The organism is Catellatospora sp. IY07-71, from assembly GCF_018326265.1.
Classification (GTDB): Bacteria; Actinomycetota; Actinomycetes; order Mycobacteriales; family Micromonosporaceae; genus Catellatospora.
On the sequence record NZ_AP023360.1, the window covers coordinates 1,576,423 to 1,598,956 of the forward strand.

Here is a 22,534-nt window from a genome sequence, read left to right on the forward strand (position 1 = left end):
ATCCCTTCGGCCGCCGCAGCCGATCACGTTCCCGCAGGCGTCACCCGGTGTACACGGCCCAGGCGGCGGGCTCGATCCACCAGGAGCGCTTGCGGCTCAGCTCACCCGATACCCCGTCGTCGGTGAACGGCACCTCCGTCTCGCGGGGCGTGACGGAGACCGCACGGCCCCGCGCCCGCCGCACCTCGATGCGCAGCCGGGCGGCCCCGAACAGCGGCTTGTGGCGTACCGGCACGGCGACCGCGACGTCTATCACACCGTCGGCCGGGTCGGCCGCGGCGACCAGCGGCAGGCCGTCCAGGGTGGTCGCGCCGCCCGCGTTGGCCACGGCCACGGCGAGCAGCGGCTCGGTGCCGTCGGCCAGCAGCGCGTCGTCGACCTCGACCCGGCCCTGCCACTGCACGGGCCGCCCGTCCTCGGTCGCCCCGGCGAGCAGTACGCCGTCGAGCGTCACCGAACCGCCGTCGTGGCGGAGCAGGTCCAGCCGGCGTACGGCGTCGCCGAGCACGGCCGTCGCCACGGCGGCGGGCTCGCGGGGCAGGCCGAGCTGGGTGGCCAGGTCGCCCTGCCCGGCGGCGTCGAGCGGGAGCACCGCCACGGGCGGCAGGTCCGGGACGGTACGCCCGGCGGGCAGGTCGGCGGGGCGCTTCGACGGCGCGGGGGCGTAGCGGCGGACCAGGCGGCGCAGCACGTGGCGCAGCTGCGCGTCGCCGGTGACCGCGATCACGAGCCGGGTCTTGCCGTCCGCGTCCGGCCAGCTCAGGCCGTCCTCGCGGGGCGGCGCGTCGAGCCGGGCGAGCGCGCCGTCGATCTCGGCGTCGGTGCAGGCCACCACGGTCTCCACGCGGGCGCCCGCAGCGCGCAGCGCGTCCGCGCAGTGCAGCGCCGGCACCCGGGGACGCGGCGCGGCCGGGGCGTCCGCGTGGCCGGTGCCGCAACCGCCGCTGCCGCAGCAGCCGTCTTCGTCGGGCTCCGTCATGCTCAGCAGCACCACGTCGTACAACTGTGTCCTCCTGGGTTCCGGGAAAGCCCCGCCATGGGCCCCCGATCAAGCTGTTAGCCTGGCACCCCGGGGTCACCACAGCCGTGGGCGGCCCGCGGCTCGCCTAGGAGGCGAAGGAAAGATGCCAGCGATCGTGCTTCTCGGCGCCCAGTGGGGCGACGAGGGCAAAGGCAAGGTTACCGACCTGCTCGGATCACGAGTGGACTACGTCGTCCGCTTCTCCGGGGCAACAACGCCGGCCACACCGTGGTCACGCCGGACGGCCAGAAGTTCGCCCTCCATCTGATGCCCAGCGGGGCGCTGCACCCCAATGCGGAGATCGTCCTCGGCAACGGCGTGGTGATCGACCCCAAGGTGCTGCTCGCGGAGATCGACGGGCTCGCCGAGCGCGGCGTCGACGTCTCCCGGCTGCTCATCTCCGCCGACGCGCACCTGGTCATGCCGCACCACCGCGCGCTGGACCGGGTCGTCGAGCGTTACCTCGGCACCGCCCGCATCGGCACCACGGGCCGCGGCATCGGCCCCGCGTACGGCGACAAGGTCGCCCGCATGGGCATCCGCGTGCAGGACCTGCTCGACCCCGGCATCCTCCGGCAGAAGCTGGAGCTGGTGCTGCGCGAGAAGAACCAGATCCTGTTCAAGGTCTACAACCGCAAGGGCTTCGACGTCGACGCCGTGGTCGAGGAGTACCTCACCTACGCCGAGCGGCTCAAGCCGTTCATCGCCGACACCCGCCTCCTGCTCAACAAGGCGCTGGAAGAGGGCAAGACCGTGTTCATGGAGGGCGCGCAGGCCACCCTGCTCGACCTCGACCACGGCACGTACCCCTTCGTGACCTCGTCGAACCCGACCGCGGGCGGCGCCTGCGTGGGCGCCGGCATCGCCCCCACCCGGATCACCTCGGTCATCGGCGTCATCAAGGCGTACACCACCCGCGTCGGCGCCGGCCCGTTCCCGACCGAACTCCACGACGACATGGGCGAGCACCTGCGCAAGACCGGCGGCGAGTACGGCACGACCACCGGCCGCCCGCGCCGCTGCGGCTGGTTCGACGCCGTCATCGCCCGCTACGCCGTCCGCGTCAACGGCATCACCGACCTCGTCGTCACCAAGCTCGACATCCTGTCGGGCCTGGACCAGGTCCCCGTCTGCGTAGGCTACGAGGTCGACGGCGAACACCTCGACGAGATGCCCATGACCCAGACCGCCTTCCACCACGCCAAGCCGGTCTACGAATACCTCCCCGGCTGGTTCGAGGACATCACCAAGGCCCGCGACTTCGCCGACCTCCCCCTGAACGCCCAGCGCTACATCGAACGCCTCGAAGAGCTCTGCGGCACCCGCATCTCCATGATCGGCGTAGGCCCCGGCCGCGACGAAAACGTAATCCGCCACAACATGCTCCCCTAACCCCGCCGCCTTCACTGCGTTGATCATGAACTTATGGACGTGGTGGGCGGCGTGTCACCACCCTGGCACCGTGATCAACGCAGGGACGGCCCGGCGGGTCGGGCGGTTGTCCACAGGGTTGTCCACAGGGGTTGAGTCGGCGGGTGGGAGCCCGCAGGCTCGACCCCTGTGTTCGAGGTGCAGCGGATAGCTGAGACGCAGGACGGGCTGATCACGGCTGCGCAGTGCCGTGCGCTCGGGATTGCCGCAGACCGGGTCAAATGGTTCGTGCGCAGCCGGCTGTGGATGACGGTCACACGTGGCGTCTATCTGGTCGACGCGGACCTTCGAGGGACGGTGCTGCCACTGCGTGCGCTGGTCCGGGCCGGTCGGCTGGCGTGCGGACCGGAGGCTGTGGTGGTGCTGCACAGCGCGGCCCTGCTGCATGGCATCGACGGGCTGCGGCAGGACGAGCGCGCGATCCACCTGAGCCTGCCGGGCGATCGCGCGATTCCGAAGCGGCTCGGCGACGGGCGGCTCATGCCACACCAGCTCGTCATCGATCCGGCGGACATCGTCGAGATCGACGGGATGCGGGTGACGTCGGCGCTGCGTACCGTCGCGGATCTGCTCCTGGTGACGGACCGCTATGCCGCGGTGTCGGTGCTGGACTCAGCCCTGCACCGGCTCGCCTTTACCGAGCACGAACTGCCAGGCCTGTACCGGTTGCTCGCGGGCAGGCGCGGCGCGATCGCGGCGCGGAAGTGGATCGATCAGGCCGACGGCCGGGCCGAATCGCCGCTGGAGACCCGGGCTCGCCTTCGTTGCGCCGACGCGGGACTGGCCCCGGACGAGCTGCAGGCGGTGATCCGAGCTGCGGACGGCACGGTGCTGGCTCGCGCGGACATGCTCTGGCACCGGGCCAGGGTGATCGGGGAGGCCGACGGCGCGGAGGTGCACGACCGTCCCGAGGCGGTGTTCCGCGACCGCCACCGCCAGAACGCCCTCGCCAACGCCGGCTACACCGTCCTCCGCTTCACCTGGTCCGACACCCTCACCCCCGACCGCATCCCCACCGTCGTCCGCCGCGCCCTGGTCGGGTCACAGCAATCGATCACGGTGCCCGGGTAGGGACACGCCGCCGAACACGTCCATAAGTTCATGATCAACGGGGAGGGTAGGGTGGGGGCGTGCGGGTACTGGTGGTGGGGAGTGGGGGGCGGGAGCACGCCCTGGTGCTGGGGTTGGTGCGGGATCCGGGGGTGTCCGCGGTGATTGCGGCGCCGGGGAATCCGGGGATCGCCGGGGTCGCGGCGCAGGTGCGGGATGTGGACATCCTGTCGCCGGAGGCGGTGGCTGGGCTGGCGGTTGAGGTTGAGGCCGATCTCGTGGTGGTGGGGCCGGAGGCGCCGCTGGTCGCGGGGGTCGCGGATGCGGTACGCGCGAAGGGTGTGCCCTGCTTCGGGCCGTCGGGCAGTGCGGCTCGGCTGGAGGGGTCCAAGGACTTCGCGAAGCAGGTCATGAACGTGGCGAAGGTGCCGACGGCGCGTGCGTTCACGTGCGCGACGCCGGAGGAGGCGGCACGGGCGCTGGACGCGTTCGGTGCGCCGTACGTGGTGAAGAACGACGGGCTCGCCGCGGGCAAGGGCGTCGTGGTGACCGACGACCGGGAGGCCGCGCTGCGGCATGCCGCCGACTGCGGCCGGGTGGTGATCGAGGAGTACCTCGACGGGCCCGAGGTGTCGCTGTTCGTGGTGACCGACGGGGAGACGGCGCTGCCGCTGCTGCCCGCGCAGGACTTCAAGCGGATCGGTGACGGCGACAGCGGCCCGAACACCGGCGGCATGGGTGCGTACGCGCCGCTGCCGTGGGCGCCGCCGCAGCTGGTCGAGCACGTGATGGCCACGGTGGTCCACCCGACGCTGCAGGCGATGCGCGAGGCGGGCAACCCGTTCGCCGGGCTGCTGTACGTCGGCCTGGCGATCACCGCGGACGGCCCGAAGGTGATCGAGTTCAATGCGCGCTTCGGCGACCCGGAGACGCAGTCGGTGCTGTCGCTGCTGGAGACGCCGCTGGGCGGGCTGCTGTACGCGGCCGCGACCGGCAGGCTGGCCGAGCACCCGGAGCTGCAGTGGGCGGACGCGTACTCGGTGACGGTGGTGCTGGCCGGCGCCGGCTACCCGGCGAGCGCGCGCACCGGCGACGAGATCACCGGGGCCGAGGGCCTGATCCACTCCGGCACGAAGCGGGACGCCGACGGCGTGCTGCGCTCGGCCGGCGGTCGGGTGCTGTGCGCCACCGCCAACGGGCGTGACCTGCACGCGGCGCGGGCAGCGGCGTATGAGCTGGTGTCGCACGTGGAGCTGGCGGGCTCGCAGTTCCGGACGGACATCGCGCTGGCCGCCGAGGAGGGCCGCGTCGTCTCTCCCTGGCGCTGACCTGCGAGACGTTAAGAAGGGCACCTTCTACATCGGAAAACGAGCTGAGTTGCTGCTCGTCTCGCTGACGCGAGCCGACGAAGGTGCCCTTCCTTACATGGGGTGGAGGAGGCGGGGGATCACCTTGCCGGTGGCGGTGCGGGGGAGTTCGGGCAGGAAGTGCACGTCGCGAGGGACGCTGAAGCGGGCCAGGTAGTGGCGGACGTACTCGCGGACCTCGTCGGCGTCGAGGGTCTGGCCCGGGTGCAGGACCAGGTACGCGGCGAGGCGCTGGCCGTACTGGGCGTCGGGGACGCCGACCACGGCCACCTCGCGCACCTGGGGCAGCTGGGCGAGGAGTTCCTCCAGGGGGCGGGGGAAGACGTTCTCGCCGCCGGAGACGACCATGTCGTCGGCGCGGCCGTCGACGTGCAGCAGGCCGTCCGCGTCGAGGTGGCCGAGGTCGCCGGTGCCGAGCAGGCCGCCGCGCAGGTCGGCCGCCGCCGGGTCGCCGGGGCCGCGGGTGTATCCCTCGAACAGCATCTCGTTGCCGACGTGGATCTCGCCGATCTCGCCCCGGGCCACGGGGCGGCCGGTCGGGTCGAGGATGGCGATGCGGGTGCCGTGCGGCGGGCGGCCCGCGGTGCGGTGGTCGCGGCGCAGGTCGGCGGGGGTGGCGATGGAGGCCCAGGACGCCTCGGTGGAGCCGTAGAGGTTGTACAGGCAGTCGCCCCAGGCGTTCATGAACAGGGTGGCCAGGCCGCCGGGCAGGGCCGAGCCGCTGACCGCGGTGATCCGGGGCGGCCGGGCGGGCACGGCACCGGCCTCGACCAGGCGCTGCAGCATCACGGGTACGGCGAACAGGGCCGTGCACCCGTGCGCGTCGACGGCCTGCACGGTCGCCGTGGGCTCGAAGCGGCGCTGGAGCACCACGGTGGCGCGCATGGCCAGGGCGAGCTGGAGCGCGGCGTACCCCCAGGTGTGGAACAGCGGGGCGGAGATCAGGATGCGCTCGCCGACGTGCAGCGGGATGCGGTCGATGATGGAGACGAGCGGGCCGAAGCCCTTCGGGGTGGGCCGCCGGGCACCCTTGGGCGCGCCGGTGGTGCCGGAGGTGAGCACGATGGTGCGCCCGGCCCGGTTCACGTCGTCCCAGCGCTGCTGGGACGACGTCTCCGCGATCAGCGCCTCGACCACGGACTCGTCCAGGCGCTCGCAGGCGGCCGCGGCGGCGGTCGGTGCGAACTCCCGGTCGTGCAGGAGCAGGCGGAGCTGCTGCTGCTCGGCCACGGCGGCGAGCTGCGGAGCGGACAGGGCGGTGTTGACCAGGACCGCGTCCGCGCCGAGCAGCGAGCAGGCGACCATGGCCTCGACCAGGCCGGCGTGATTGCGGCACATCAGGCCGACGCGTACGCCGGGACCGACGCCCCGGGTCGCGCCGAGCGCCGTGGCCAGGCGCTGCGCCCGGCGCATGAGCTGGCGGTACGTGATCGGGCCGCGGTGCTCGTCGATGACGGCGATCCGGTGCGGGTCGCGGGCCTCGGCGGCGCGCAGCTCGCCGGCGAGCGTGAAGCCCCACCGGCGCAGCGCGTTGAGCTGGTCGGCCACGCGGTTGGGGCTGCCCGGCTTGAGCAGCCCGCGGCGGGCGAGGGTGCGGACAATGAAGAGCAGGTCCACGGGGTGAGCCTCTCTCTGTCAACGTCAGGTGTTCCGCATATTACTCATCGGTAACCATGATGTGAAGACGGCGGCCCACCGCAGGGGTGGACCGCCGTCGATGAGGGCAGCGTTCAGCGCAGCGAGGCGCCGGTGATGGCCCGCGCCACGACCAGCCGCTGGATCTCGCTGGTGCCCTCGAAGATGGTGTAGATCTTGGCGTCGCGGTACCACCGCTCCACCGGGTGCTCGCGCAGGTAGCCGGCGCCGCCGAGGATCTGCAGCGCCTTCTCCGTCACCGAGACCGCGACCTCGCCCGCCTTGAGCTTGGACATCGAGCCCTCGCCCGCGGTGAACGGCCGGTTGTTGCGGCCCATCCACGCCGCCCGCCACACCAGCAGCCGGGCCGCGTCGATCTCCATCCGCATGTCGGCCAGTGCGAACGCGACCGCCTGGTTCTCCACGATGGGCCGGCCGAACTGCACCCGCGTCTTCGCGTACTCCAGGGCGTACTCGTACGCCGCCCGCGCGATGCCCAGCGCCTGTGCGCCGACCGCGGGCCGGGACAGCTCGAACGTGCGCATCGAGGCCTGCCCCGACGAGCGCTGCCCGGAGCGGGCCCGCGCCAGCCGCGCGTCCAGCGCGTCCTTGCCGCCGAGCAGGCAGCGGCCCGGCACGCGCACCTCGTCCAGGAACACGTCCGCGGTGTGCGAGGCCCGGATGCCGAGCTTGCGCAGCTTGCGTGCGGTGTGCAGGCCCTTGGTGCCGGGCGGCACGATGAACCCGGCCTGGCCGCGCGAGCCCAGCTCGGGGTCGACGACCGCGGTCACCACGTGCACGTTCGCGATGCCGCCGTTGGTGGCGTACGCCTTCTGGCCGGTGAGCACCCACTCGTCGGTGGCCGCGTCGTACACCGCGCGGGTGCGCATGGCGCCCACGTCGGAGCCCGCCTCCGGCTCGGTCGAGCAGAACGCGGCGACCTTCGGGTCGTCCTTGGTGCCGAAGCACTGCGGCACCCACTCGGCCATCTGCTCCGGGGTGCCCGAGCCGAAGATGCCCGCGACGGCCAGCGAGGTGCCCATGATGGCCAGGCCGATGCCGGCGTCGCCCCAGAACAGCTCCTCGCTGGCGATGCACATGGACAGGCCGCTCGGGTCCGCCCACAGGTTGGCCAGGAACTCGAAGTCGTAGAGGCCGATCTTGGCGGCCTCCTGGATGACGGGCCAGGGAGTCTCCTCCCGCTCGTCCCACTCCGCCGCGGCCGGGCGCACGACCTGCTCCGCGAAGCCGTGCACCCAGTCGCGCAGATCCCGCTGCTCCTCGTTGAGGTCGAGGGAGAACTCCAACGAGGACATGATCAGGCCTTGGGGATGTTGAACAGGTTCGCGATGTTGGCGGCGAGCGCCAGGTCGCCCTTGGCCTTCAGCTTGCCGGTCATGAACATCATCACCGGGTTGCCGTTGCCGGAGACGACCTTGAGGAAGTCGGCCGGGCCGACCGTGACGGCGAGCTTCGGCTCGTTGGCCGGCTTCTCCGACAGGGTGCAGGCGCCGTTGGCGATGACCAGCTCGTACGTGTCCGAGCCGCCGTCCGGGGCACCCGTGATGATCCAGTGGATCACCGCTTCGGTGTTGCCGGCGCGCTCCGGGCGGAACAGGCCGGGCATCCGGCGGAAGATCTCGTCCAGCACCTTGGTGCGCAGGTCGCCGCTGAGCACCTCGGTCAGCTGCGCGTCGGACGCGTTCTTGACCAGGGACGCGAACTGCGCCGGGTCGAGCGAGCTGAAGTCGGACAGGTCGAGCTCGGCCATGATGTCCTCCGTAACACTGGAAACTTACTCGTGCGTAACATTACGGGGGAGTAGGTAGGCTGGCAAGGTGCAGAGCAGTCCACTCACTCCAGGTGACCCCGTCGCGGCCCGTGCGGACGGCGGCCGGACCGGCCGGGTGCCGCGCGCGGAACGCGAGCAGCAGATGCTCGACGCCGCCGTGCTGGTCTTCTCCCGCCGCGGCTTCCACCACGCCAACATGGACGAGATCGCCGAACTCTCCGGCGTGTCCAAGCCGATGGTGTACGCGTACCTCGGCACCAAGGAGGAACTCTTCATCGCCTGCCTGCGCCGTGAGTCGGCCCGCCTGGTCAACGGCCTGGCCGCGGCGGCCGATCCCACTCTCCCTCCGGACCAGCAACTGTGGCGGGGCCTCAAAGGTTTCTTCGAGTTCGTCGGCGCGCACCGCGACGGCTGGTCGGTGCTCTACCGGCAGGCCCGCACGCAGCAGCCGTTCTCGGCCGAGATCAGCCGGATGCGGGAGGCCGTCGTCGAGGTGATCACCGATCGGCTGGACGGCGCGCTGCGCCAGGAGGGGCGGCAGGTCAAGCCGGACGATCTCACCGCGATGGCGCTGACCCTGGTCGGCGCGAGCGAGTCGCTGGCCGACTGGCTGGCCGACCACCCCGACGAGGACCCCGGCCGCACCGCCACCCGGCTCATGAACGCCGTCTGGCTCGGCGCCGACCAGCTCATGCGCGGCTCGACCTGGCGCCCACCCACCCCCTGACCCAGCCCACGCTGGACGGGCTGCGCGGCGCGGCTCGCGGCGCGGCGCGGCTCGCGGGCGCGTGAAGATCGCGAGTTCGTGTCAGAACCTGTGGTCTGGCGCAAGGTTCCGTCACGAAACGCCGATCTTGCCCACCGCCCACGGAAAGGAGCCAGCCCCGGGGGCGCCGCACGGGGGAACGGCGCACACCAGGGCCGGCTCGGTCCACCGAACCCGCCGGGAGAGATGCGGTCAGCTCGCCGCCGGGCTCGGCGTGGCGGGCCGCAGCACGGCACATGCCTGCAGCGCCTCCGCCACCTTCGGATCGGCGGTGGCGAGCTGCTGCCCGGGTGCGAAGTCCACACCGCGGTCAGCCAGGCAGTTGCGGTACGCCGCGTTGGCACCGCTGTCGCCGCGGTCGCCACCGAAGCCGCCGGGGCCACCGCTGGGACGCACCGCTGCGCACGCCTGCTGTGCCTGCTGCCATTGCTCGGCCGTCACGCCTCCCGGCAGGCGCATACCCCCGCCGGGGCCGCCGAAACCACCGGGCTGACCGCTGGGGCGCACCGTCGGCCGGTTCGTCGGCATACCGGAGGGCCGGGCCGTCGGCCGCCCGGACGGGCCACCGCGGCCGAAGGTCTCCCCCAGGTCGATGCCCTGCTCCTTGAGGCAGGCGCTGTACGCGGCGAACCCGTCCGCGGCGCCGCCGCTGCCGGTGTTCTGGCCGGTGTCGCCCTCGTCGGCGGCACCGCAGGCCGCGGCGAGGCCGAGCACGGCGACGGCCACGGTCGCGGTGAGCGCGGCGCGGAAGTTTCTCATCGGCGTCTTCACCTGCGCGAGCCTGCACGAGCGGCCTCGGTGCCCGCTCGATCGGACCTCAGGATGAGCTGGGAGTGCGCGGGCCGCCCCGGCTTTGAGGTGGCTCCGAGGTGGTGTGAAGCGATCGCCGAGCGGCGGCCGCGAGACTCCCCGGCCATGACGTTCGTGGTGCGCGGAAGACGGCGCCGGTGGCTGGCTGCGGGCTCGGTGGTGCTGGTCGCCGCCGTGGTGGCGACGGTGCTCGTGTTGCGGGGCGGTGACCCGGCCCCGGCGGCCGCGGCGACGACGGCCGTGCAGCGCGGCGAGGTCACCTACTCGGTGGCCGCCTCCGGGAAGGTGGCCCCAGTCGCCACCCGCGAGCTGGCGTTCTCCGTGTCGGGCACGCTGACCTCGGTGAAGGTGAAGCCCGGTGACGAGGTGCTCCTCGGCGAGGTGCTGGCGGCGATCGACGACGCCGACGCGCGGGAGGCCCGCGACGAGGCCGCCAACGCGCTCGCCGAAGCGGAGCAGACCCTCGCCGACGCCGCGGCGGCCGCCGGCGACACCAGCTGCGACACGACGGTACGCGCAGCAGCGGCGGCTTACCTCGGGACGGCGGCCGGCGGGGCGGCGGCTCCGGCGTCCACCGGGCCCGACCCGGCCGCATTCGGCGGCTCCGGCTCGTCGAGCGCATCGCCGAGCAGCTCACCGAGCGCCGGCCCGAGCCCGAGCACCAGCCCGTCGGCCGGGCCCTCGCCGTCGCCGTCCCGCACCCCGGGTGCCAAGCCCACGCCTTCGCCGACCGCGGGCACGGGTGGCGGCGGCTGCCAGGGCGGCGGCTCCGGCGGGCGCGGCGGCGCGGGCGGGGACGCGATCTACTCCGCGCAGATCGCGGTGAACCGGGCCGTGGCCGACCTGGCCCGCGCCGAGCGGGAGCTGGCGGGCACGGTCATCACGGCTCCCGTCGCGGCGAAGGTGCTCGCGGTCGAGGGCCGGGCCGGGGACGCGGTCGGCACGGCGACGTTCATCAAGCTCGGGGTGACCGCCACGATGATGGTCGAGGCCGAGTTCGCCGAGGCCGACGCGGTGAGCCTGGCGGTGGGCCAGCCGGCCACGGTGACCCTGGCCAACCGCCCCGACGAGACGCTTCCCGCGACCATCGCCGAGGTGGCCGCGACCGGCACCGCCAGCGGCACGCTGGTGCGCTACCGGGTGCTGCTGGCGTTCGACGGCTCGCCGGAGGGGCTGCTGATCGGGCAGAGCGCCACCGCGGGCGTCGTGCTGAACCGGGCCGACAGCGTGCTGCTGCTGCCCCAGTCGGCGGTGCGCATGACCGGCGACACCGAGGGCGAGGTCAAGCTGCCGGACGGCACGGCCCGCCAGGTCAAGGTCGGGCTGCGCGGCGACGGTGACGTCGAGATCGTGGCGGGGCTCACCGAGGGTGACAGCGTACGCGTCAACGCCCGCTCGTGAACTGAGCCTCTTCCATGCTTCTCTCACCCGGCTCCGAGGAAACTCCGAGGCAGGATGGATACAACCAGCTCACAGCTTGCTTTGAGCGAAGGGGGAGCCGGTGACGCAGCAGGAGCGGTCGCGGACCAGGGTGCTGGTGGTCGACGACGAGACGAACATCTGCGCGCTGCTGTCGGCGACGCTGCGCCTGGTCGAGTTCGACGTGCGGGTCGCGCACACCGGCCGGGACGCGCTGATCGCGGCCGAGGAGTTCCAGCCCGACCTGGTCGTGCTCGACGTGATGCTGCCCGACCTGGACGGCTTCGAGGTGGCCCGGCAGCTCCGTGCCGACGGCCGTGGCCCGGAGAACGCCCTGGTGCCGGTGCTGTTCCTGACCGCCCGACACTCCGTGGAGGACCGCATCTCCGGGCTGACCGTCGGCGCGGACGACTACGTCACCAAGCCGTTCAGCCTGGAGGAGGTCGTGCTGCGGATCCGGGCCATCCTGCGCCGCAGCCGGCCGGGCGGCGAGCCCGCCGACAGCGGCGTGCTGCGCTACGCCGACCTGGAGCTGCACGAGGACGCGCACGAGGTGCGCCGCGGCGGCAAGCTCGTCGACCTGTCCCCGACCGAGTTCAACCTGCTGCGCTACCTGCTGGTCAACGCGGGCCGGGTGGTCTCCAAGGCGCAGATCCTGGACCGGGTGTGGAGCTACGACTTCGGCGGCGACGGCCGCATCGTCGAGTCGTACGTCTACTACCTGCGCAAGAAGGTCGACAAGTGGGATCCGCCGCTGATCCACACGGTGCGCGGCGTCGGGTACGCGCTCCGCCTGCCCCGGGGTGATCAGGAATGATCCGCCCACCGTGGCGGCGGTGGACCCTGCGCACCCGGATGGTGGTCGCGGTGGTGGCCCTGGCCGGTGTGGCCCTGCTCATCACCGACTTCGTCGCCGCCACCACGCTGCGCCACTACCTGGTACAGCAGCTCGACGAGGACGTGCTCCGGCTCGCCAACGTCGGCTTCGGCCGCGGGGGGCCGGGTGGCGGCGGGCCGGGTCCGGTGCCCAGCCCGCTGCCGACCGCCACCACGCTGCCCGGCGCCGCGCCGCAGCCGGACCCGACGGCCACGCCGACGACGGCGGCTGTCTCCGACGTGACCTGCAACGTGCAGGATGCGCCCGGCGGCGGCCGGGCCCCCAACATCCCGCCCGGCCTCAACGACGCGATCGTGCTGAACTACGACACCGCTGGCCGGCTCACGTACTGTCTAGCCAGCGATGTCAGCCTCGCCGAGCGGCCGCGGCTGACCTTCGACGAGATCAAGGCGCACGCGGCCGACCCTGCCGCCAAGCAGCCGCCGCGCGCGTTCACCGCCACGAGCCTGTCCGGGCAGGAGTTCCGGGTCGCGGTCAGTCACGTCGCCGGGTCGAGGTCCGGCGTCGGCGAGCACTACCGGGTCGCGGCGATCTCGCTGGACCGGGTGGACTCCACCGCGAACCTGATGCTGCTGATCGGGCTGGGTGTCGGCGCGTTGGTGCTGCTGGTGCTGGGCTTCGTGGCGTACAGCGTGGTCCGGTTCGGGCTGCGGCCGCTGACGAACATGGAGCACGCCGCCGCGCAGATCGCGGGCGGCGATCTCACCGCCCGGGTGCCCGATCCCGACCCGCACACCGAGCCCGGCCGGCTAGGTCTCGCGCTCAACACCATGCTGTCCCGCATCGAGGCGGCGGTGACCGCGCGTGCCGCGTCCGAGCAGCGGCTGCGCCAGTTCCTCGCGGACGCCTCGCATGAGCTGCGCACCCCGCTCACCTCGATCCGCGGATTCGCCGAGCTGTACCGGCGCGGCGGCGCGCCGCCCGGCCCGGAGCTGGACGAGACCATGTCCCGGATCGAGCAGGAGGCGGGCCGGATGGGCCTGCTGGTCGAGGACCTGCTGCTGCTGGCCGCACTGGACGAGGAGCGCCCGCTGCAGCAGTCCCGGGTGGACCTGCTCGCGGTCGCGGCCGACACGGTCCGCGACGCGCACGTGCGCAACCCGCAGCGCACCGTGGAGCTGGCCGGGTTCGAGCCGGTCTGCGTGCTGGGCGACGAGCACCGGCTGCGCCAGGTCGCCACGAACCTGGTGGCCAACGCGCTCCAGCACACGCCCCCCGACGCCCGGGTGACCCTGCGCATCAGTCACCGCGGCGGCGAGCCCGTCGACGAGCCGTTCGAGCTGCCGGTGGCCCGGGACAGCGGCCCGGTGGTGGCCGCGGTCGGCGCCGAGCTGGACGCGGCGGTGCCGGTCGCGATCGTCGAGGTCAGCGACACCGGGCCGGGGGTGCCGCCGGAGCACGCGTCGCGCATCTTCGAGCGGTTGTACCGCGCCGACCCGCACCGGGCGCGCAGTCACGGCGGCGCGGGCCTCGGCCTGGCCATCGCCTCGGCCATCGTGAAAGCCCACGGTGGCCGCATCGAGCTGGCCACGGCCCCCGGCGCGGGCTCGACATTCCGGGTCCTACTGCCGTTAGCCACCTGACCCGGTCCCTCGATCATCCGACTTGCCTGGCACATGGGCGTATCTTGAGCGCGGATACGCCCATGTGCCTGGCAACTTGGATGATCATGGGTGTGGCCGTCGGCCAACCTCGGCCCGTACGCCTGGCCGGTCCTGCACTCGCGCAACTTCCTCAAGGATCCCGTCGACTACATCGGCTACTGGAACGGGTTCGCGGCCAACCGCCGCGCCGCCACGCCGATCCAGGTGGTCGCCGGGGAGACGGTGCCGGGCCCGGAGTACAACAGCGGTTTCGTCACCGATTACGCGGTGACGGTGCGCGGCGGCACGACCGTGCCGGCGTACCTCAGCATCCACGACGGCGTCACCGGTGACCTCCTCTCCGACGTGAGGCTGTGGGGTTCGGTCACCTGGGCCGTCGCTCCGCAGGGCCCGTTCCTGGTGCGCTACCGCTCGGCCGACGGACTGGACTGCTGGTACTACCCGCCGAACCTGCCGCGGCACCTGCTCCGCACCCGCAAGCCGCTCATCAACAGCTACACGATGAGTGCACGAACGATCGACATCGATCTGCGGACGACGACGAAGAACTGCCATGGCGGGCCCGTGGGCCTGTGGTTCTCGGGTCAGCTGTCGGTCCGGCCGTCGCCGGCCCGGACGGCGCAGGACGCGGTGCGCAGCGCGGTGCAGGCGGCGCTCGCGCAGGTGTACGCGCCGCGCACCGCTCCGGTCCGGTGGCACGAGGCGCCGACCCCCGCCCGGATCGCCTTGGTGAAGCCGTAACTCGCCGCACCTTGTGGACGGATGATCGATCGACCGGCCGTATGCCCGATGCGCGATCGATCATCCGCTCTCTACAGTGGACGCGATTCTGAGCCGCGTCCACGGGGAGGCAACACATGCGGCGGACCACGATCGCTGCTGCGCTGGTCAGCGCACTGAGTTTCACCATCGTAGGGCTGGGCACGCCGGCGGCGGCGGCCCCGACCACCATCCAGGGCTGGGTCTTCGACGACGTCACGAACGCACCGGTCGCCGGCGCGTGCGTGAGCGCGTACCGGCCGGGCCTGGAAACGCCGCTGCCGCCGCGCAAGGTCGGCGAGGCCTGCACCGACGCGACGGGCGCCTACCGCTTCGACGACCTGCCCACCGAGCCCGACGGCGCCACCAGCAACGTGAAACTGGTCGCGAGTGCGCCCGGCTACACCGACCTGTGGTACCTGGACCGGCTGAGCTTCTCCGACGCGAACGGGGTGCCCCTCAACCAGCCGGTGCCGGTCAACTTCCACCTCTACCTGGGCGGCACGCTCAGCGGGCAGATCCTGACGCACCTGGGCGAGCCGGCGGCCAACCGCCGGGTGTTCGTCTATCCGGTCGGCGATTCGCGGTACGAAGCGTGGGCCTACACCGACGCCGCCGGCTTCTACGCGGTGCCCGGACTGAAGGCGGGCAAGTACCAGGTCCAGGTGATCGGCGTCAGCAACGGCTTCGACACGGAGTACGTCCCGAACACGCGGGACCGCGCCGCGGCGACGGTCTACGAGGTCACCTCCGGCGGCACGCTGGTCGCACCGGCGCACCGGCTGCTGGCGCCGCTGGCCGACCTGGCCGTCACCGTGCTGGACGACGTCACCGGCGCGCCGGTGCCCGGTGCCTGCGCCGAGGCCGTTTCCGTCGCCCTCACCTGCGCCGCGGACGGAGTGATCCGGCTGACCGGCCTGAAGCTCGGGGCGCAGAACGTGGTCGCGCACGGCGGGGCGGACCACTGGCCGGCTCGGGCCGGAAAGGTTCTCTACACGGGACAGAACGACGTCACCGTCCGGCTGACCCGCGCCGGCACCATCCGCACCCGGCTGGTCTCGGCCGGCGACCCCACCAAGGGCGTCCGGGGCTGCGTCTACCACCTGCCGGGGACGGTCGCCGGGCGGCTGGCCCCCAAGCCTGAGGTCGGCAACCCCGCGCCGCCGGTGGTGCCCCGGATCGAGTCCTGCTCGGGCGAGGACGGCTGGGTGACCGTGGGCCCGGTCGGCGTGCAGCCGGTGAACCTGTTCGTCCGGCCGGACGCGCCGTACGGCGCGCAGTGGCTGGGTCACGACGGCAAGGGCACCGGTGACCAGGACCTCGCTAAGCGGGTGTGGGTGACCGGCACCGCGCAGACGGCGCTCGCGCCGATCAGGCTGGACCTCGGCGGCGCCATCGCCGGCACGGTCTACCCCTACGACGTGATGTGCGCGAGCCCGCTCGGCGTCAACGCGTACTCGCTGCGGATCCCGGGCGTCGCCGCGTGCACCGAGGACGGCTCGTACCGGCTGGACAACCTCGGCCCGTACGCCTGGCCGGTCCAGTACCGCCGCAACGAGATCGGCTATCCCGTGTACGTGGGCCCGTGGTCGGGATACGCCCTGAACCGCCGGTCGGCGCTGCCGATCAAGGTGACCTCGGGCAAGACCTTCGACGCCGGGGACCTCTACAACAACCGGGGCATCGTGACGCTCGTCGCGACGGTCCCGGGACGCGACACGCAGCAGGAGGCGTACCTCAGCGTGTACGACGCGACCACCGGCGACCTGCTCGCCGAGAACGACGTGCCGTCCTGGGCCTTCGAGCACGGGGTCGACGCGCTGCCCACCAAGGTGCTGCTGCGCTACCGGGACACCACGCGCGACTGCTGGTACTACCCGCCCGCGCAGCAGAACCGGACCCCGGCGGCCAAGCCGGTCATCGACCTGAGTGGCGCCGCCTGGTCGGACATCGTCCGCGGGTTCGAGATCAGGTTCGGGGACACCTGCCGGCCCGGGTCGGTGAACCTCTGGTTCCCGGACCGCGTGGCGGGCAGGCCGGTCGGCGGCGGTCTCACCTCGGTGACGGCCGGGCAGCTGAAGGCGCTGGTCGGGCGGGTGGCGGTGGCCGCCGCGGCCGCGACCACGGCGCCGCCGCCGGTGCAGACGCCGTCCACCCGGTACGGCGGCCCCACGCAGGACCGGATCGCCCTGGTCAAGCCGTAGCCGGCACGTCGACGGGACCTCCCAGCTTCCTCCGAGGTCGGCCGGAGGTCCCGTCGAGGGCGTGCCGCCACGATGCTCGCCATGCGATTGCGGCGAGCCATCCCGCTCGGGCGCACCGCTCTGCTGAACAGCGCCCTCGGGGTGCTGCTCGCGGGCGGTGGCACCTGGGCGTACTTCATGATCAGCGGCGACGCGGAGCCGGCCCAGGGCAGCACGGTGCGCACCGTGGCGGTGGCGCAGGGCACGGTGACCGCGACGGTGACCGCCGACGGCACCATCGAGTCGGCGAACACCATGTCGGCCGACTTCACCACCGGCGGCACCGTCACCGCGATCAAGGTCAAGGTCGGCGACCGGGTCAAGAAGGGCGCGGTGCTCGCCACGGTCGACGCGACCGAGGTGAACGAGTCACTGGCCACCGCCGAGCGCAACCTCGACGCCGCGCGGGACGCGCTGGACCGGGCCGAGGACGGCGGCGACGACAGCACCATCGCCAACGCCGAGAACCAGGTGGACCAGGCCGAGTCGGCGGTGGCCGCGGCCCGGCGCGCGGTGAACGGCACCGTGCTCAAGGCGCCCATGGCCGGCACCGTGGTGGCGATCAGCGGCGCGGTGGGCGGCTCCTCCGGCGGCTCGTCGGGCGGCGGCAACGGCTCGTCGTCTTCGACGTCCTCGTCCGGCTTCATACAGCTCGCCGACCTGACGAAGCTCCAGGTCGCGGCAGGGGTCGCCGAGGCGGACGCGACCCGGCTCAAGACCGGGCAGCGCGCGACGGTCGCCTGGAACGCGCTGACCGGCACGACCGCGACCGGCAAGGTGTCGGCGATCTCGCCGACCGCCTCCGACGGCAACACCGTGACGTACCCGATCGAGGTGCTGCTGGACAGCATCCCGGAGGGCGTCCGGCTGGGCCAGACGGTGAGCCTGACGGTGACCGTCGACGAGGTCGCGGACGCGGTGTACGTCCCGGCCGCCGCGGTGCGCACGGCCGGCGGGCGGACCACGGTGACCGTGGTCAAGGACGGCGTGCAGGAGACCCGCTCGGTGGAGATCGGGCTCAAGGGCGACTCCTACACGGTGATCGTGTCCGGGGTCGAGGTGGGCGAGCAGGTCGTGCTGGCCACCGTCACCAGCGGCACGAACAACCAGCAGCAGTTCCCGGGCGGGCCGGGCGGCCTGACCGGCGGCGGCTTCGGCGGGGGCGGCTTCGGCGGCACCGGCGGCAACCGTCCCGCGGGCGGGGGCCGGTGATGGCGGCGTACGGCCGGGACGGCCGCCCGGTCCTGGAGGTGACGGACCTGGTCAAGACGTACGGCGAGGGCGAGACGGCGGTGCACGCGCTGGCCGGGGTCAGCCTCGTCGTCGAGCCCGGGGACTACGTCGCGATCATGGGTTCGTCGGGCTCCGGCAAGTCCACCCTGATGAACATCCTCGGCTGCCTGGACGTGCCCACCTCGGGCACCTACCGGCTGGACGGGGTGGACGTCAGCGAGCTGAACGAGTCGCAGCTGGCGCTGGTGCGCAACCGCCGGATCGGGTTCGTGTTCCAGTCCTTCAACCTCATCGCCCGCACGAGCGCGCTGGCCAACGTGGAGCTGCCGCTCGCGTACGCCGGGGTGGGCCGGGCCGAGCGCCGCGAGCGGGCGCTGGCCGCGCTGGACCTGGTCGGGCTGGCCAACCGGGCCGAACACGACCCGAACCAGCTCTCCGGCGGCCAGCAGCAGCGGGTCGCGGTGGCCCGCGCGCTGGTCAGCCGGCCCGCGCTGCTGCTGGCCGACGAGCCGACGGGCAACCTGGACAGCCGCTCCACCCGCGACGTGCTCGGCATCCTGGACGGGCTCAACGCCCAGGGCCGCACCATCGTGCTGATCACGCACGAGGACGAGGTGGCCGCGCACGCCCACCGCACGATCCGGCTGGTCGACGGCCGGATCGTGACGGACGAGCGCCGCCGCCCCATCGTGCGGCAGGCGGTGGCCGTATGAGCATCTTCGAGGTCTTCGGCTTCGCGCTGCGCGGCGTCGCGGCGAACAAGCTGCGCTCCGGGCTGACCGTGCTCGGCATCCTGATCGGTGTCGCCGCGGTGATCCTGCTGGTCGCGGTCGGCAACGGCTCGGCCAAGCAGGTCGAGGACAGCCTGGCCGCGCTCGGCACGAACACGCTGACCGTGCAGGGCGGCCGCGGCGGCGACACCGGCTACCGCACCGACCTGACCCTGGACATCGTCAAGGCGCTGCAGGACCGGGACTCCGCGCCGGACGTGAAGAGCGTCTCGCCCGTGGTCAGCTCGTCCCAGACGCTGACCTTCGGCGACGCGTCGTACGACGTGAACTCGGTGATCGGCACCTACCCGTCGTACTTCTCCGCGTCTAATAGCGTGGTGGCGCGCGGGTCGGGCTTCACCGAGGAGGACGTCGACCAGGCCGCCCGGGTGGTGGTGCTCGGGCCGACCACGGCCGAGGAGCTGTTCGGCATTGTGGATCCGGTCGGGCAGCGCGTCGGCATCGGCGGGCAGATCTTCTCGGTCATCGGCGTACTGGCCAAGAAGGGCTCGACCGGGTTCAACGACCCGGACGACGTGGCCATCGCGCCGCTGCCCGCGGTCCAGCGCGCGCTCACCGGCTACGGCCCCGTCTCGTCGATCACCATCGAGGCGGTGAACGCGGACGCGGTGGCCGCCGCCAAGGCCGAGATCACCTCGATCCTGAACGCCAAGATGCACGTCGCGGACGGTGCGAGCAGCACGCCGTACCAGATCCGGGACGCCTCGCAGCTGCTGGAGACGCGCACCGCGACCGCCGAGACGTTCACCGTGCTGCTGGGCGCGGTCGCCGGGATCTCGCTGGTGGTCGGCGGCATAGGCATCACCAACATCATGATGGTGTCGGTGACCGAGCGGACCCGGGAGATCGGCATCCGCAAGGCGCTCGGCGCCCCGCGCCGGATCATCCTCACCCAGTTCCTGATCGAGGCGACGCTGCTCAGCCTGGCCGGCGGCGGGTCAGGGGTGGCGGCGGCGCTGATCGGCGCCAACTTCGAGATCGTCGGCATCAAACCGGTGATCATGCCGGACTCGGTCGCGCTGGCGCTCGGCGTCTGCGTCGCGATCGGCCTGTTCTTCGGCAGCTACCCGGCCAGCCGCGCCGCCGGCCTGCGCCCCATCGACGCCCTGCGGTACGAGTGAGGAGCCCGACCCCGATGAAGCACGCGATCCGTACTCCGGACACTGCGCCCACAGACGACGCCGCGCCCATGGACGACCTGGTCGCGGGCCTGGCCAAGGCGAAACGCGGGCCGTGGCTCACCCGCAGCACCGGCATCCTGCTGGCGCTCGTGCTGACCTGCGGCGGCTTCCTGGCCGGCGTCCAGGTGCAGCAGCGCTTCGGCACCGGCTCCGGCACGGCGGCCGGCACTGCGACGGGCAACCGCCCCGCCAACGGCTACCGCGGCAACTTCGGCGGCCAGTACGGCTTCCCCGGGGGCATGCCCGGCGGGCAGCAGGGCCAGACCGGCGGCCAGCAGACCGCCGCCGCCCCGATCAGCGGCAAGATCAAGCTGGTCGACGGCACCACCGTCTACATCGAGACCGCCGACGGCAGCGTGCTGACCATCAAGACCGGCGAGAACACCACCGTCCAGGCCACCGAGAAGATCACCCTCAAGGACCTCGCCGCCGGCACCGACATCACCGTCCAGGGCACCACCCAGGACACCACCGTCACCGCCACCTCCATCACCACCGCCGGCTAACGCCCAGATCATCTGACTTGCCAGGCACTCGGGCGTATCTTGAGCGCACATACCCCCGTGTGCCTGGCAAGTCGGACGATCATGGCCCGGCCCGGCCCGGCCGCGGTCAGAGGGTCACGGTGAGGGTGAGGCCGCCGCCGGGGCGGGGGGTGGCGGTGGCGGTGCCGTGGTGGGCCTGGGCGATGGCGCGGACGATGGACAGGCCCAGGCCGAGGCCGCGGGCCGGGCTCGCGGTCCGCTCGCGGCCCAGGCGGCGGAAGGGCTGGAAGATCGATTCCATCTCGTACGCCGGCACGACCGGCCCGCTGTTCGTCACCACCAGCCGGGACCGCCCGCCCACCGTGGCCGTCTCCACCCGCAGCCAGCCCTCCTCGGGCACGTTGTGCCGGACGGCGTTCTCGACCAGGTTCTGCACCAGCCGTTCCAGCAGCACCGGGTCGCCGGTGACCGGTGCCGGATCGAGCAGGCGGGTCACCGCCGGGCCGCCCGGCGGCAGCGCCTCCAGCACGTACTCGGCGATGTCGGCCAGGTCGACCGGCGTCCGCTCGGTCAGCTCGTTTTCGCTGTCGGCGAGCGTGAGCAGCCCGTCGATGAGCCGCTCGTGCCGCTCGTTCACCTTCAGCAGCGCCTCGCCGAGCTGCCGGGCGTCGGGGCTCGCGCCGGGGCGGGTGACGGCCAGCTCGACCAGGGCCCGGTTCAGCGCCAGCGGTGTACGCAGCTCGTGCGAGGCGTTGGCGACGAAGCGGCGCTGCCCGTCGAAGGAGTGGTCGAGCCGCCCGACCATCGCGTCGAACGTGTCGGCGAGCTGCTTGACCTCGTCTTGCGGCCCGTCCAGCGCGATGCGCTCGTGCAGGCCCCGGCCGCCCGTGCCGGCCGCGATGCGCCCGGCGGTGGCGGTGATCCGGTGCAGCGGCTGCAGCGCCCGGCCGGACAGCGCCCAGGCCAGCGCGGTCGCCGCGGCCAGCACCAGGCCGAGGGCGACCCCGCCCTGCGTGATGATCGTGGTGAGGGTGTCCTGGCGGGACTGCTCGGCCTTCTCCTGGAGCAGCTCCTTGAGCTTGGTGATGTCGCCGCCGGTCTTGAGCAGGTCGGTCACGGCCATCCGGGTGTCGATCGGCTTGGTGTTGAGCTGCCACTTGACCAGGAAGTAGGTGATGGCCAGCAGGGCCAGCCCGGCCACGGTGAACAGCACCACGTAGAGCAGGGTCAGCCGGGCACGCAGGGTCAGCCTGTTCACGGGAGGCGATACCCCACTCCGGCGACGGTCTCGATCGGCTGCGGCTCGCCGAGTTTGCGCCGCAGCTTCATCACGGTCACCCGGACCACGTTGGTGAACGGGTCGATGTGCTCGTCCCAGACCCGTTCGAGCAGCTGCTCGGCGGAGACGACCGTGCCGTCGGCGCGCAGCAGCTCGGCGAGCACGGCGAACTCCTTGCGGGCCAGGCCGAGGTCGCGGCCGTCGCGCTCGGCGGTGCGGCGGGCGGGGTCGAGCACGATGCCGGCCCGCTGCAGCACGGCCGGGCTCTTCAGCACGGCCCGGCGGGCCAGCGCGTGCACCCGGGCCGCGAGCTCGACCATCGCGAACGGTTTGGTGAGGTAGTCGTCGGCGCCGAGCGCCAGCCCGGCCACCCGCTCCCGCACCGCGGCCGCGGCCGTCAGCATCAGCACCCGCGTCTGCGGCAGCGTGTCGGAGATCTCCCGGCACAGCTCGTCCCCGGGCCGCCCCGGCAGGTCACGATCCAGGACCACGACGTCGTACGGATGGACGGCCAGCCGCTCGTGCGCGGCGTCCCCGTCGTACGCCACGTCCACCGCGAACGCCTCCCGCCGCAGCCACTCCGCGACGGCGTCCGCCAGCACGTCCTCGTCCTCCACCACCAGCACTCGCACGCAGCAATGATGCCCGCCCGCCCGGTAACCGCGGCATAACCAAGATCCTCCGACGTGCCAGGCACCTGGGCGTATGCGCGTTCATGATTCGCCCAGGTGCCTGGCAAGTCGGACGATCATGGGGCGGGTTATGCCGGG

The 22,534-nt window shown here is 72.7% G+C and carries 19 protein-coding genes and 1 pseudogene; 13 read left to right on the top strand and 7 right to left on the bottom strand.

Annotated features, from left to right (window positions below; all coding sequences use genetic code 11):
• Nucleotides 1-40: 40 nt before the first annotated feature.
• Nucleotides 41-1,003 (bottom strand): hypothetical protein, encoded by a 963-nt coding sequence (locus tag CS0771_RS07245; protein ID WP_212840309.1) that lies wholly within the window; start codon nt 1,001-1,003, stop codon nt 41-43.
• 121 nt (nt 1,004-1,124) lie between these two features.
• Between CS0771_RS07245 and CS0771_RS07250 the strand changes: the two are divergent.
• The 3 genes and pseudogenes from CS0771_RS07250 to purD all read left to right on the top strand — a co-directional run bounded on the left by CS0771_RS07250 (nt 1,125) and on the right by purD (nt 4,830).
• Nucleotides 1,125-2,413, top strand: a pseudogene (locus CS0771_RS07250) (adenylosuccinate synthase).
• A gap of 168 nt (nt 2,414-2,581) precedes the next feature.
• Nucleotides 2,582-3,523 carry a DUF559 domain-containing protein gene (locus tag CS0771_RS07255; protein ID WP_244870658.1) on the top strand — a complete coding sequence of 314 codons (942 nt, stop codon included), beginning with the start codon at nt 2,582-2,584 and terminating at the stop codon, nt 3,521-3,523.
• A 59-nt stretch (nt 3,524-3,582) separates the two neighbouring features.
• Nucleotides 3,583-4,830, top strand: a complete 1,248-nt coding sequence (purD, locus tag CS0771_RS07260; protein WP_212840310.1) for a phosphoribosylamine--glycine ligase — start codon at nt 3,583-3,585, stop codon at nt 4,828-4,830.
• Between the two features lie 93 nt (nt 4,831-4,923).
• Here the strand turns inward: purD and CS0771_RS07265 are convergent, their stop codons facing one another.
• From CS0771_RS07265 to CS0771_RS07275, 3 genes are all read right to left on the bottom strand, one after another.
• Nucleotides 4,924-6,486 carry an AMP-binding protein gene (locus CS0771_RS07265; RefSeq protein ID WP_212840311.1) on the bottom strand — a complete coding sequence of 521 codons (1,563 nt, stop codon included), beginning with the start codon at nt 6,484-6,486 and terminating at the stop codon, nt 4,924-4,926.
• Nucleotides 6,487-6,599: 113 nt separating this feature from the next.
• Nucleotides 6,600-7,820: an acyl-CoA dehydrogenase family protein gene (locus CS0771_RS07270; RefSeq protein ID WP_212840312.1), complete on the bottom strand. Its 1,221-nt coding sequence runs from the start codon at nt 7,818-7,820 to the stop codon at nt 6,600-6,602.
• A gap of 2 nt (nt 7,821-7,822) precedes the next feature.
• A complete protein-coding gene (locus CS0771_RS07275; protein ID WP_203750644.1) occupies nt 7,823-8,275 on the bottom strand; it encodes an SCP2 sterol-binding domain-containing protein in 453 nt (150 codons plus the stop codon).
• 163 nt (nt 8,276-8,438) lie between these two features.
• On the opposite strand from CS0771_RS07275, the gene CS0771_RS07280 reads away from it, so the two are divergent.
• Nucleotides 8,439-9,023 carry a TetR/AcrR family transcriptional regulator gene (locus tag CS0771_RS07280; protein ID WP_212845677.1) on the top strand — a complete coding sequence of 195 codons (585 nt, stop codon included), beginning with the start codon at nt 8,439-8,441 and terminating at the stop codon, nt 9,021-9,023.
• 231 nt (nt 9,024-9,254) lie between these two features.
• Here CS0771_RS07280 and CS0771_RS07285 read toward each other — a convergent pair whose 3' ends face one another.
• Nucleotides 9,255-9,821, bottom strand: a complete 567-nt coding sequence (locus tag CS0771_RS07285) for a hypothetical protein (RefSeq protein WP_212840313.1) — start codon at nt 9,819-9,821, stop codon at nt 9,255-9,257.
• Between the two features lie 156 nt (nt 9,822-9,977).
• Here CS0771_RS07285 and CS0771_RS07290 point away from each other — a divergent pair, with 156 nt between their 5' ends.
• From CS0771_RS07290 to CS0771_RS07330, 9 genes are all read left to right on the top strand, one after another.
• On the top strand, nt 9,978-11,273 hold the full coding sequence (locus CS0771_RS07290; RefSeq protein ID WP_212840314.1) for an HlyD family efflux transporter periplasmic adaptor subunit: 1,296 nt from the start codon (nt 9,978-9,980) through the stop codon (nt 11,271-11,273).
• A 100-nt stretch (nt 11,274-11,373) separates the two neighbouring features.
• On the top strand, nt 11,374-12,108 hold the full coding sequence (locus CS0771_RS07295) for a response regulator transcription factor (protein WP_212840315.1): 735 nt from the start codon (nt 11,374-11,376) through the stop codon (nt 12,106-12,108).
• Complete coding sequence (locus CS0771_RS07300) at nt 12,105-13,772, top strand: cell wall metabolism sensor histidine kinase WalK (protein ID WP_244870659.1); 1,668 nt, start codon at nt 12,105-12,107, stop codon at nt 13,770-13,772. The genes CS0771_RS07295 and CS0771_RS07300 overlap by 4 nt, the downstream gene beginning before the upstream one ends.
• 90 nt (nt 13,773-13,862) lie before the next feature.
• Nucleotides 13,863-14,534, top strand: coding sequence for a hypothetical protein (locus CS0771_RS07305; RefSeq protein WP_212840316.1), 672 nt, complete (start codon nt 13,863-13,865; stop codon nt 14,532-14,534).
• 116 nt (nt 14,535-14,650) lie between these two features.
• Entirely contained in the window at nt 14,651-16,756 is a 2,106-nt protein-coding gene (locus tag CS0771_RS07310; RefSeq protein ID WP_212840317.1) for a collagen binding domain-containing protein, read from the top strand.
• Between the two features lie 81 nt (nt 16,757-16,837).
• A complete protein-coding gene (locus tag CS0771_RS07315; protein ID WP_212840318.1) occupies nt 16,838-18,007 on the top strand; it encodes an efflux RND transporter periplasmic adaptor subunit in 1,170 nt (389 codons plus the stop codon).
• The gene (locus tag CS0771_RS07320; protein WP_212840319.1) at nt 18,007-18,741 is read left to right on the top strand and encodes an ABC transporter ATP-binding protein; all 735 of its coding nucleotides are present in this window, start codon (nt 18,007-18,009) and stop codon (nt 18,739-18,741) included. Before CS0771_RS07315 ends, CS0771_RS07320 begins: the two co-directional genes overlap by 1 nt.
• Nucleotides 18,738-19,940, top strand: coding sequence for an ABC transporter permease (locus CS0771_RS07325; RefSeq protein ID WP_212840320.1), 1,203 nt, complete (start codon nt 18,738-18,740; stop codon nt 19,938-19,940). The genes CS0771_RS07320 and CS0771_RS07325 overlap by 4 nt, the downstream gene beginning before the upstream one ends.
• A 14-nt stretch (nt 19,941-19,954) precedes the next feature.
• Nucleotides 19,955-20,506: a hypothetical protein gene (locus CS0771_RS07330; protein WP_212840321.1), complete on the top strand. Its 552-nt coding sequence runs from the start codon at nt 19,955-19,957 to the stop codon at nt 20,504-20,506.
• A gap of 106 nt (nt 20,507-20,612) precedes the next feature.
• On the opposite strand, the gene CS0771_RS07335 is transcribed toward CS0771_RS07330, so the two are convergent.
• Both CS0771_RS07335 and CS0771_RS07340 read right to left on the bottom strand, forming a co-directional pair.
• Nucleotides 20,613-21,743: a cell wall metabolism sensor histidine kinase WalK gene (locus tag CS0771_RS07335; RefSeq protein ID WP_212840322.1), complete on the bottom strand. Its 1,131-nt coding sequence runs from the start codon at nt 21,741-21,743 to the stop codon at nt 20,613-20,615.
• Nucleotides 21,740-22,396, bottom strand: a complete 657-nt coding sequence (locus tag CS0771_RS07340) for a response regulator transcription factor (protein WP_212840323.1) — start codon at nt 22,394-22,396, stop codon at nt 21,740-21,742. The genes CS0771_RS07335 and CS0771_RS07340 overlap by 4 nt, the downstream gene beginning before the upstream one ends.
• Nucleotides 22,397-22,534: the final 138 nt, after the last annotated feature.

Excerpts from the sequence above, each read along its gene's own strand:
- CS0771_RS07325 (WP_212840320.1), top strand. The coding sequence starts at position 18,738 with ATGAGCATCTTCGAGGTCTTCGGCTTCGCGCTGCGCGGCGTCGCGGCG.
- CS0771_RS07300 (WP_244870659.1), top strand. The coding sequence starts at position 12,105 with ATGATCCGCCCACCGTGGCGGCGGTGGACCCTGCGCACCCGGATGGTG.
- CS0771_RS07285 (WP_212840313.1), bottom strand. The coding sequence starts at position 9,821 with ATGAGAAACTTCCGCGCCGCGCTCACCGCGACCGTGGCCGTCGCCGTG.
- CS0771_RS07320 (WP_212840319.1), top strand. The coding sequence starts at position 18,007 with ATGGCGGCGTACGGCCGGGACGGCCGCCCGGTCCTGGAGGTGACGGAC.
- CS0771_RS07275 (WP_203750644.1), bottom strand. The coding sequence starts at position 8,275 with ATGGCCGAGCTCGACCTGTCCGACTTCAGCTCGCTCGACCCGGCGCAG.
- CS0771_RS07270 (WP_212840312.1), bottom strand. The coding sequence starts at position 7,820 with ATGTCCTCGTTGGAGTTCTCCCTCGACCTCAACGAGGAGCAGCGGGAT.
- CS0771_RS07310 (WP_212840317.1), top strand. The coding sequence starts at position 14,651 with ATGCGGCGGACCACGATCGCTGCTGCGCTGGTCAGCGCACTGAGTTTC.
- CS0771_RS07315 (WP_212840318.1), top strand. The coding sequence starts at position 16,838 with ATGCGATTGCGGCGAGCCATCCCGCTCGGGCGCACCGCTCTGCTGAAC.
- CS0771_RS07280 (WP_212845677.1), top strand. The coding sequence starts at position 8,439 with ATGCTCGACGCCGCCGTGCTGGTCTTCTCCCGCCGCGGCTTCCACCAC.
- CS0771_RS07330 (WP_212840321.1), top strand. The coding sequence starts at position 19,955 with ATGAAGCACGCGATCCGTACTCCGGACACTGCGCCCACAGACGACGCC.
- CS0771_RS07290 (WP_212840314.1), top strand. The coding sequence starts at position 9,978 with ATGACGTTCGTGGTGCGCGGAAGACGGCGCCGGTGGCTGGCTGCGGGC.